11 protein-coding genes are annotated in these 8,908 nt (G+C 63.4%); 6 read left to right on the top strand and 5 right to left on the bottom strand.

Going from position 1 to position 8,908, the window contains the following annotated elements; translation table 11 throughout:
• Positions 1-61: 61 nt before the first annotated feature.
• Both EN990_RS08040 and EN990_RS08035 read right to left on the bottom strand, forming a co-directional pair.
• Positions 62-1,951: a murein L,D-transpeptidase gene (locus EN990_RS08040; protein WP_063172136.1), complete on the bottom strand. Its 1,890-nt coding sequence runs from the start codon at positions 1,949-1,951 to the stop codon at positions 62-64.
• Between the two features lie 210 nt (positions 1,952-2,161).
• Entirely contained in the window at positions 2,162-2,908 is a 747-nt protein-coding gene (locus EN990_RS08035) for a 3-oxoacyl-ACP reductase family protein (RefSeq protein ID WP_013531692.1), read from the bottom strand.
• Between the two features lie 99 nt (positions 2,909-3,007).
• Between EN990_RS08035 and EN990_RS08030 the strand changes: the two genes are divergently transcribed.
• Positions 3,008-3,622, top strand: a complete 615-nt coding sequence (locus EN990_RS08030; protein WP_013531693.1) for a TetR/AcrR family transcriptional regulator — start codon at positions 3,008-3,010, stop codon at positions 3,620-3,622.
• A 55-nt stretch (positions 3,623-3,677) separates the two neighbouring features.
• Positions 3,678-4,073, top strand: coding sequence for a rhodanese-like domain-containing protein (locus EN990_RS08025; protein ID WP_013531694.1), 396 nt, complete (start codon positions 3,678-3,680; stop codon positions 4,071-4,073).
• 13 nt (positions 4,074-4,086) lie between these two features.
• Here EN990_RS08025 and EN990_RS08020 read toward each other — a convergent pair whose 3' ends face one another.
• Positions 4,087-4,995, bottom strand: a complete 909-nt coding sequence (locus EN990_RS08020; RefSeq protein WP_027161593.1) for an alpha/beta fold hydrolase — start codon at positions 4,993-4,995, stop codon at positions 4,087-4,089.
• Positions 4,996-5,042: 47 nt separating this feature from the next.
• Here EN990_RS08020 and EN990_RS08015 point away from each other — a divergent pair, with 47 nt between their 5' ends.
• Complete coding sequence (locus tag EN990_RS08015; protein ID WP_013531696.1) at positions 5,043-5,495, top strand: MarR family transcriptional regulator; 453 nt, start codon at positions 5,043-5,045, stop codon at positions 5,493-5,495.
• An 18-nt stretch (positions 5,496-5,513) separates the two neighbouring features.
• Here EN990_RS08015 and EN990_RS08010 read toward each other — a convergent pair whose 3' ends face one another.
• Both EN990_RS08010 and EN990_RS08005 read right to left on the bottom strand, forming a co-directional pair.
• Positions 5,514-6,125 (bottom strand): pyridoxamine 5'-phosphate oxidase family protein, encoded by a 612-nt coding sequence (locus EN990_RS08010; protein WP_063172133.1) that lies wholly within the window; start codon positions 6,123-6,125, stop codon positions 5,514-5,516.
• 72 nt (positions 6,126-6,197) lie between these two features.
• Positions 6,198-6,551, bottom strand: a complete 354-nt coding sequence (locus EN990_RS08005) for a DUF971 domain-containing protein (RefSeq protein ID WP_013531698.1) — start codon at positions 6,549-6,551, stop codon at positions 6,198-6,200.
• Positions 6,552-6,750: 199 nt separating this feature from the next.
• On the opposite strand from EN990_RS08005, the gene moaA reads away from it, so the two are divergent.
• The 3 genes from moaA to EN990_RS07990 all read left to right on the top strand — a co-directional run bounded on the left by moaA (position 6,751) and on the right by EN990_RS07990 (position 8,750).
• Positions 6,751-7,746 (top strand): GTP 3',8-cyclase MoaA, encoded by a 996-nt coding sequence (moaA, locus tag EN990_RS08000; RefSeq protein WP_127385184.1) that lies wholly within the window; start codon positions 6,751-6,753, stop codon positions 7,744-7,746.
• Positions 7,747-7,800: 54 nt separating this feature from the next.
• Entirely contained in the window at positions 7,801-8,271 is a 471-nt protein-coding gene (locus tag EN990_RS07995) for a hypothetical protein (RefSeq protein ID WP_024503302.1), read from the top strand.
• 119 nt (positions 8,272-8,390) lie between these two features.
• Positions 8,391-8,750 (top strand): hypothetical protein, encoded by a 360-nt coding sequence (locus EN990_RS07990; RefSeq protein ID WP_127370295.1) that lies wholly within the window; start codon positions 8,391-8,393, stop codon positions 8,748-8,750.
• Positions 8,751-8,908: the final 158 nt, after the last annotated feature.

Raw genomic sequence — 8,908 nt, 5'->3', positions numbered from 1 at the left:
CTATTGGCTGATCGCCGGGCGCGACGCCGGCTTCCGACGGCCGCTGTTCGAGCGCTAAAAATCAACTCGAAGGCGAACGCACCGCCTCCGTGGCATCCAGGGCCTGCTTCAGCCGCGAGTCGCGGTCGTAGACGTCGCCGAAATATTCGACCTTGCCCGACAGATCGGGCCATGCGGTGAAATAGGCGACATAGACCGGGATCGTGCGTGTCACGTTCTCGGTCGCGTGGCCGTGCTTCAGCTTTTCGGCGATATAGTCCACGGAGGTGCCAAGCACCGCCGCCGCCATGCCGCGCGGATCCTGCAGCCGCACGCAGCCATGGCTGAGCGCGCGCATATCGCGCTGGAAGAACGATTTCTGCGGCGTGTCGTGCATGTAGATCGCATGCTTGTTGGGGAACAGGATCTTCAACTCGCCCAGCGCGTTGGCCTCGCTCGGCTGCTGGCGCACGCTGTAGGGGATGTTCGAGCCATAGGCGCCCCAGTTGACCGCCGACGAAGGAATGCGCTTGCCGCGCGAATCCGTCACCTCATAGCCGGACCGGTCGAGATAGCCCGGATCGTTGCGCAATCTCGGCAGCATCTCGTTGACGATGATCGACTGGGGCACGCCCCAATAGGGATGGAAATCGACCTGCTTGATCTGGTCGTAGAAGAAGGAGGTCTGGTTGGTGGTCCGGCCAATGACGGCACGCGTCTTGAGCTTTTCCTCGCCATTGTCGATGTAGCTCGCGGTGAAGGCCGGCTGGTTGATGAAGACGCGCGGGCTGCCGAGATCGGAGGGCAGCCAGCGCAGTTCCTCCAGCGCCACTTCCACCTTCAGCAGCTTGTCGGCCTTGGATGTTCCGGCCAGCGTCGCGACGGTGCGCGGGCCGATGACGCCGTCGCCCTTCATGCCTGCCTTCTGCTGCACGGCCTTGATGACCGGGACCAGTTCCGGATCATAGACGTCGCTGGTGGCCAGCCTGGACAGGACCTCGCCATAGGCGCCGCCCATCTCGTCATCGAGATTGCGCGCGATCAGGGTCAGCAGCTTCGGCAGTTCGGGGCTGGTTTCGCCCGGCTTCAGCAGCAGTTTGGGGTCGACGACGATTTCGTTTTCCGCACTGGCCTGCAGCGCTTCCAGTTCGACGCGCAGCGCCTGGTATTCCGCATTCTGCGGGTGCCGCGATTCGAGATAGGTGCGCACCTGCTGGGTATGAGCCAGCGTTTTCAGCACGCCTTGCAGATCGAGCGGCTTGGCCGGGAAATCATAATAGCCGGTCATGCGGTTGGGATCGACGCGGCCGTTCTGGGCGTCGTGGGCATAGCGCAGCACACGCGCCGAAAGCGCCATCTCGAAACGGACGAGTTCTTTCAGTTGCGCATTGGCATCGGTCGACGATGCGCCGGCAGCGGGCACTTCGACCGTATAGTCGGCGGGCGTGAGGCCATAGCTTGAAGCCTCGCCAAGCACCCGCACCGCATCCTGCGCACGGCTGTTGAGGCTGGTTCCGCTTATCCAGATGAAATCCGGATTGGCCGAGTAGTACGCGATCAGCGCCTTGGCGATGTCGGGCTCGGCTAAGAGTTCGTAGTCGCCCAAGCTGGCAACCGCATCACGAAACGCGGCACCCGTAGCCGACGGGACGAAGGCGGCGTCCTGCGGTGTCGCCGGCGCCGGCGTCGCGGCCAATGCCGAGAAGTCGACGCGAACCAGCCGGTCGGCCTTGTAGGTGTAGTAGGACGGGCTGCTGATCTTCACATTGCCGCCGCCGCCACCGGACACTTTCGGCTTTGGCTTGTTCTTCGGTGGCGGGGGCGGAAACTCGCCTTTCGGCGCATGCCTGACGCCGCCGCCGAAAAGCATGTCGAAGAGCCCCTGCGCGCCTGCCTGGGGTACACCGAAAGCCAGCGTCGCCGTGATTGCCATCAGCGGCATCACGGTTGCTTTGTTTCCGAGGAATTTCATGAATCACCCGCTCCGGCCGCAACCGGTTCCCGTTCCGCACGCTCGATCGTCCCGCTCACCGCATGGCGGATGTAAGGCGCGACTATACTGATTCATACCGATTTCGTTAAGCTTTCATAAATTTTGGAAAGCCTGTTGCAGAACGGTTTCACAAGATCGTGACGGCTGGAGCGGAGGGTGGTTCCGCCCCAGCCGGAAATCCCCGCGGGATCAGGCGTTGGCGCCGCCATCGATGGTCAGGGCAGCGCCGGTGACGAAGCGGCCTTCCGGGCCTGCGAGCCAGGCGACCATGCCGGCAATGTCGTCGGCCTTGCCGAAGCGCGGCGTTGCCATCTTCCGGCGCTGATGCTCGGCATGCGGGCCGTCGGCCGGGTTCATGTCGGTGTCGGTCGAACCGGGGTGGACGACATTGGCGGTGATGCCGCGCGGGCCGAGGTCACGCGCCAGCGCCTTGGTCAGGCCGACCAGCGCCGCCTTGCTGGCTGAATAGGCCGTGAGGCTGCCGTCGGTCGCCCGCTCGGCAAGGTTGCTGCCGATCGAGATGATGCTGCCGCCCTCACCCATATGGGCGGCCGCGGCCTTGGAAGCGATGAACGGGGCCCGGAGATTGACCTCCATGGTCTCGTCGAAATCGGCGAGCGACAGCGTGTCGATTGGGGCGGCGCGCCAGATGCCTGCGCTGTTGACCAGGATGTCGAGTCGGCCAAAGGCGGTTACGGCGTCATCGACTGCCTTGTCTAGGGCGACCGCATCGCGGTTGTCGGCCTTGATCGCGATGGCGCGGCCGCCCTTGGCCTCGATCTCGGCGACGACAGCGCGGGCCTGTTCCTCGCCATGCACATAGGTCAGCGCGACGCTGGCGCCATCGGCCGCCAGCCTCCGCGCAATCGCCGCGCCGATGCCGCGACTGCCGCCGGTGACGAGCGCGGCCTTGCCGTTCAATCTGCTGGAAGACATCGAATTCTCCTTTTATGTAATGATCGATACATAAATATCTGTCAGCCTTGCCCGCTGGCGTCAACTGAATTATGTATCGATCAACACAGAAAGAGCGTCATGTCGGAACGAGGCCGTCCCCGCACCTTCGATCGAACCGCGGCCCTGCGCCGCGCGATGCAGGTGTTTTGGGCGCGTGGTTACGAAGGTGCATCGATGAGCGAGCTGACCGCCGCCATGGGCATCAACTCGCCCAGCCTCTACGCTGCCTTCGGCAGCAAGGAGGCGCTGTTCCTGGAGGCGACGGATTTTTACTCGCACACCGAGGGTGCCGACATCTGGCTGGCATTGGACGAGGCTCCGACCGCGCGGCAGGCGATCGAACAATTCCTGTGCCTGACGGCGAAAGCCTATGCGCAGAGCGATCGCCCGCAGGGCTGCCTGATCACGCTGGGCGCACTGCATCAGGATTCGAGCCGCGGCGCCATCTGCGACGATCTGCGCCGCCGTCGTGCCGAAAACCACACCGCCCTGCAAAAACGTCTGGAGCGCGGTATTGCCGAAGGCGAATTGCCGGCGGATTTCGACGCGAGCGCTGCCGCGACCTTCTTCGCCACGGTCCAGCACGGCATGTCGATCCAGGCGCGAGACGGCGCCTCGCACGCTGCCCTGCTGGCGACGGTTGCCGGGGCCATGGCTGCCTGGCAGACGTTGGCCGGCGGCAACGCGGCGTGACAAACGCCGGCTGGTGTGCTCGAAATCCGCCAGCAGGGCCGGGAGGGACGAGAGCGTGAAAAAGGGTTATCGCGAGCTGCTGGACGAGGCGAACGCCGTGATCGAGGTGGTTTCGCCGGAGGAAGCGGCCGGGCTGCTCGACGATGAAGACACCATCTTCGTCGATCTGCGCGATCCACGCGAAGTGGAACGCGACGGCCGGATTCCGGGCGCCAAGCATGTCACGCGCGGCATGCTGGAATTCTGGATCGACCCCGAAAGCCCTTACCACAAGCCGTTCTTCGCCTCGGGAAAGAGCTTCGTGTTCTTCTGCGCCGGCGGTTGGCGCTCTGCCCTGGCCACAAAGACGGCGCAGGACATGGGGCTTTCGCCGGTCAAGCACATCCTCGGCGGCTACACCGCCTGGAAGGCCGCCGGACTGCCGGTCGAACCCGGCGAGAAGAAGAAATAATCTCGACCGCCGCTCAATGCAGCAGCAATGGCTCGCGATGCGTCACGAAGCCGACCGCGCGTTCGACCACGCCCTTGTCGGCAAGAATGCGGCGATGGCCAAGCCCGTCGGCCCAGTAGAGCCGCACATGGCCGCCGGCGCCGGCATAGCGCCTTGCGTGATCGGCCGAGACTTCGCGGTCGTCCGGCGCGTGGATGACCAGGGTCGGCACCGGTGCCTGGGCGAGCTGGCGGTCGCCGGTGAATTCGTGCAGCGGCCGGCCGGAAAGATGCTCGACCCGGTCCGCCATGGCGGCTTGCGAGCGCGGGCCGACATTCAACATATGACTGAAGTCGGCAAAGATCGCCGGCAGGGAACTTGGCGCCGCGATCAGCACAAGGCGTCCCGCCGCCAGCGGCGGGATGTTCTTGACCGAGCCCGCGATGGCATTGGCGGCGACGGCGCCGCCGAAGGAATGGCCAACCGCCGCCGCGAACGGGCCGAACCATTCGCCGGCAACCCGCACCGCATCCACCGCATTGACCATGTTCAGGCGCCGGCCCTGCGACTGGCCGTGGCCAGGCAGGTCGAGCGAAACGACCCTGTAGCCGGCGGCGCGATAGCCTTCGATCAAGGCGCGCATATATTCGGTGCGCGAGCGCCAGCCATGGACGACGAGCACCGTGCCGACGGCCGCCCTGCCCGGCTCGGGCCGGAACTCGTGCACCATGACGCAGCCGGTCGCGGTCTTCAGCCGGTGATGACGCGCCTCGGTCATGAACCCCGTCGCACGCTCGACAGCGCGGCGCTCGCCATCGCTGAGCGCCTTGACATTCGGGGTGCGGCAGAACAATTCGAACGCCGCGCGTCCGCTGAGCCGTGGCGCGACACGCTCTGCCGCACCGAACACGCCCCGGATGACCTTCAGCCCGAATGATGCCATAGTGAGAATCCATCCATACGTTCAAGCATGAACATAATAGTTCAAAGATGAACAATAAACAAGAGCTGCCTTGGGACAACCCGCGTTTCCGCAACTGGGTCGCGGTGGCGCGCGCCTGCCATGTGCTTGAGCGCACGCTGGCGGTGAAACTTGCGCCGCTCGATTTGAAACCGGCGCAGCTCGACGTGCTGATGAACCTCTATCGCCACCCCGGAATGTCGCAGCACGATCTTGCCCGCAAGTTGCTCGTCGGCCGCTCCAACATCACCATGCTGTTGCCGCAGCTGGAAGCGCGTGGCCTGCTGCGCCGCGAGGGTGATGAGAAGGACAAGCGCATCTTGCGTCTCGCCCTGACGGAAGCCGGCGAGGCGCTGCTGATGCAGGCGCTGAAAGTGCATATGGCGCTGATCGAGAAGGCGATGAGCCAGTCGACGCCGGAGCAATGCGACATGATCGGCGAGCAGATGCGCAAGATCTATGATGTGCTGAATGAGGCTTGAGCGCCCTTCAGCCCAACCCTACCACATCGTCTTCTTCGCCCGTTCCGGCCATTCCTTGTCGTAGGTTTCGCCGTCGATGTTCTTGCGGCTGGTGATTTCCAGGATCTGTCCGGGCGTCGGCAGCGACTTCGGCTCGACATGCCTTGCCGGGTTCCAGAGCTCGGAGCGGACGATGGCCCGGGCGCATTGGAAATAGACCGCATCGATGTCGACGACGGTTACCGATCGCGCCGCCTTGCCGTCCACCGCAAATGACGCGCACAGCGCTGTATCCGTTGTGATGTGGGCGCGACCGTTGACGCGCAGCGTCGTACCGGAGCCCGGCACCAGGAACAGCAGGCCGACGCGTGGGTCGCGGATGATGTTTTTCAGCGAATCGGCGCGGTTGTTGCCGCGACGGTCCGGCATCATCAGCGTTTTCGGATCATGGATGCGCACGAAGCCGGCGAGATCGCCGCGCGGCGAACAGTCCAGCCCCTCCGGTCCGCTGGTCGCCAGTGCGACAAAGGGCGAGGCTTCGATGAAGGCGGCGTATTCGGGAATGACGTGGTCGAGTTCCTTGACCAGCGAGGCCTCGCCTGGAACGCCATAGAGTGCCTCGAGCTGCTCGACCGTGGTGATGACGGACATGTTTTCGCCTCCAAACCTTTGCCGGCGCTACGCCATCTCGATGACGTTTTGACGACAGCGAGAGGAATCAATCTAGCGGTCCCGGCTCAATCCCTTTTCCGCAAGCTCCGCGAGATAGGCTTCCCAGCGCGCATCCTTCTCGTGGCCGAGCGTATGCAGGTAATTCCAGGTGAAGATGCCGGTGTCGTGGAAATCGTCGAAGGTGATGCGCACGGCGTAGTTGCCGACCGGCTCGATCTTCAGGATCGCCACATTGCGCTTGCCGGGGACCGTCACCCGCTGATCCGGCGAATGGCCCTGCACTTCGGCCGATGGCGAGGCGACGCGCAGCAGTTCCGCCGGCAGTTCGAACGGATGGTGGTCGGGAAAGGTGACGGACAGAAGTTTGCGGTCCTTGGAAACCCTGAGTTCTTTCGGTGCGGTCATGCTGTTCGATCCCGTGTCATCCGCCCTTCCCTACGCCGCTTCGCCAAACGGGAAAAGGTCTGATGAGACCGACCGACATGCGATGTCGGCTGAGAGATGTTACCAAAGATCGAGAGGCGCTATCTTGAACAGCAGGCCGGATCGTATCACATAGCGGTATATAACGAAGCCGTTCACGGCCACGGGAAGCGCTTGAAGCATGGACATGATTGATCCTTTCGGTCGCACGATCAGCTATCTCCGCGTGTCGGTTACCGACCGCTGCGATTTCCGCTGCACCTATTGCATGGCCGAGGACATGGCCTTCCTGCCGAAGAAGGACCTGCTGTCGCTGGAAGAGCTCGACCGGCTGTGCACGGTTTTCATCGAAAAGGGCGTCAGGCGATTGCGGCTGACCGGCGGTGAGCCGCTGGTGCGCAAGAACATCATGCATCTGGTGCGCCAGCTGTCGCGGCATCTCGAAAGCGGCGCGCTGGAAGAACTGACGCTGACCACCAACGGCTCGCAGCTGTCGCGCTTTGCCGCCGAACTCGCCGATTGCGGCGTCAGGCGCATCAACGTGTCGCTCGATACGCTCGATGCCGACAAATTCCACAAGATCACCCGCTGGGGCCATCTCGACAAGGTCATGCAAGGCATCGATGCCGCGCAGGCGGCCGGACTGAAAGTCAAGCTCAATGCGGTGGCGCTGAAGGATTTCAACGACGCCGAGCTGCCCGACATGATGCGCTGGGCGCATGGCCGCGGCATGGACCTGACGGTCATCGAAACCATGCCGATGGGCGAGATCGACGCCGACCGCACCGACCAGTACCTGCCGCTGTCGCTGCTGCGCGCGTCGCTCGAACGCCAGTTCACGCTGACCGACATTCCCTTCAAGACCGGCGGCCCGGCGCGCTACGTCCAGGTCGCCGAGACCGGCGGACGGCTCGGCTTCATCACGCCGATGACGCATAATTTCTGTGAGAGCTGCAACCGCGTCCGGCTGACCTGCACCGGCACCCTCTACATGTGTCTCGGCCAGGAAGATGCCGCCGATCTGCGCGCGCCCTTGCGCGCCTCGGAAGGCAACGAGCTGGTCGCCGAAGCAATAGACGAAGCCATCGGCCGCAAGCCCAAGGGCCATGACTTCATCATCGACCGCCGCACCAGCCGCCCATCGGTGTCGCGCCACATGAGCGTCACTGGCGGCTGATCTTTCCGTGAAATTTATGCAATATCGCTTCGGGATCATGACTTCGAGGCGAGCATGCGGCTGCACTCTTCATTCCTGGTCATTGCGACAATGGCAGCAACCAGTGCGGTCGCCGCGCCATTCACCTATGTGAACGATCGCTTCGGCACTGTCTGCACCTTTCCCGACGACGTCTTCACCGATCGCCAGCCGGAGCCCGACAATGGCGACGGACAGCAATGGCTGAGCGCCGATGGCGCCAGCCTGATCTGCTCGGGCATCCTCAACGTCGACGACGACACGCCGAAAGGCTTTGTCGCGGCGGAGAAGGCGAGCAAGGAGCCGGGCTACAAGATCACCTACAGCAAGGCCGGAAAGGACTGGGCCGTGCTGTCGGGCCTGAGGGATGGAAAGATATTCTACGAGCGACGTCTGTTTGGGAAAGACGGTATCATCCGTACGGTCTGGGTCGACTACCCGCCGGCGCTGAAGTCGAAATACGATCCGCTGGTCGGCGCCATCGCCGGCAGTCTCAAGGGGCCATGACGGTTTCGAACCACACCCCAGAAAAAGTCTTGTTCGCGAACCGCAGCCGGATTTACGGCCAGTCTGTTCCAGCCTAGCCTTCCCCTGGAAGCTGCTCTTCGCTCACAGGGGGATACACCATGCGCAAACTCGTTCTTTCTCTGGCACTGCTTGGCCTCGCGGCCGTGCCCGCGGCGGCGCAGTCGATCGGCGGCACCTATACGGTCGCCGGCACCAACTTCGAAGGCTCGGCCTATGGCGGCGAAGCCACCATCACGCTGACCAGCGGGACGACCTGCGCGATCCATTGGGAAACTGGTGGCTCATCTTCCGACGGCATCTGCATGCGCAACGATGATGCCTTCTCCGCCGGCTATGTCATGGACAAGGACATTGGCCTCGTCGTCTACAAGGTGGCGGCGGACGGTTCGCTGCACGGTCTTTGGACGATCGCCGGCAAGGAAGGCAATGGCACCGAGGTGCTTACGCCGAAGAAGTAAGTTCGCCATCGCAGGCGATATTCAGGGCCACAAACAAGGCTGTGGCCCAGTCCTTTGCTGTTGCTGTTTCATGCCCGACTGTTACAGGCTTGCTGCCTGAAGCGCGTCGCGTTTGAACGGATTCAGCCACGCGCTTCAGGTCTTTGTTTCTTATGCAT

It is taken from the genome of Mesorhizobium sp. M7A.F.Ca.US.005.03.1.1 (assembly GCF_003997975.1).
Taxonomy (GTDB): Bacteria; Pseudomonadota; Alphaproteobacteria; order Rhizobiales; family Rhizobiaceae; genus Mesorhizobium; species Mesorhizobium ciceri.
This window is presented reverse-complemented; position numbering and strand designations above follow the sequence as displayed.

Coding starts and splice junctions, on each gene's coding strand:
- EN990_RS08005 (WP_013531698.1), bottom strand. CDS start 6,551: ATGACCGCACCGAAAGAACTCAGGGTTTCCAAGGACCGCAAACTTCTG.
- EN990_RS08020 (WP_027161593.1), bottom strand. CDS start 4,995: ATGGCATCATTCGGGCTGAAGGTCATCCGGGGCGTGTTCGGTGCGGCA.
- EN990_RS07995 (WP_024503302.1), top strand. CDS start 7,801: ATGCGGCTGCACTCTTCATTCCTGGTCATTGCGACAATGGCAGCAACC.
- EN990_RS08030 (WP_013531693.1), top strand. CDS start 3,008: ATGTCGGAACGAGGCCGTCCCCGCACCTTCGATCGAACCGCGGCCCTG.
- EN990_RS08040 (WP_063172136.1), bottom strand. CDS start 1,951: ATGAAATTCCTCGGAAACAAAGCAACCGTGATGCCGCTGATGGCAATC.
- EN990_RS07990 (WP_127370295.1), top strand. CDS start 8,391: ATGCGCAAACTCGTTCTTTCTCTGGCACTGCTTGGCCTCGCGGCCGTG.
- EN990_RS08035 (WP_013531692.1), bottom strand. CDS start 2,908: ATGTCTTCCAGCAGATTGAACGGCAAGGCCGCGCTCGTCACCGGCGGC.
- EN990_RS08015 (WP_013531696.1), top strand. CDS start 5,043: ATGAACAATAAACAAGAGCTGCCTTGGGACAACCCGCGTTTCCGCAAC.
- moaA (WP_127385184.1), top strand. CDS start 6,751: ATGGACATGATTGATCCTTTCGGTCGCACGATCAGCTATCTCCGCGTG.
- EN990_RS08010 (WP_063172133.1), bottom strand. CDS start 6,125: ATGTCCGTCATCACCACGGTCGAGCAGCTCGAGGCACTCTATGGCGTT.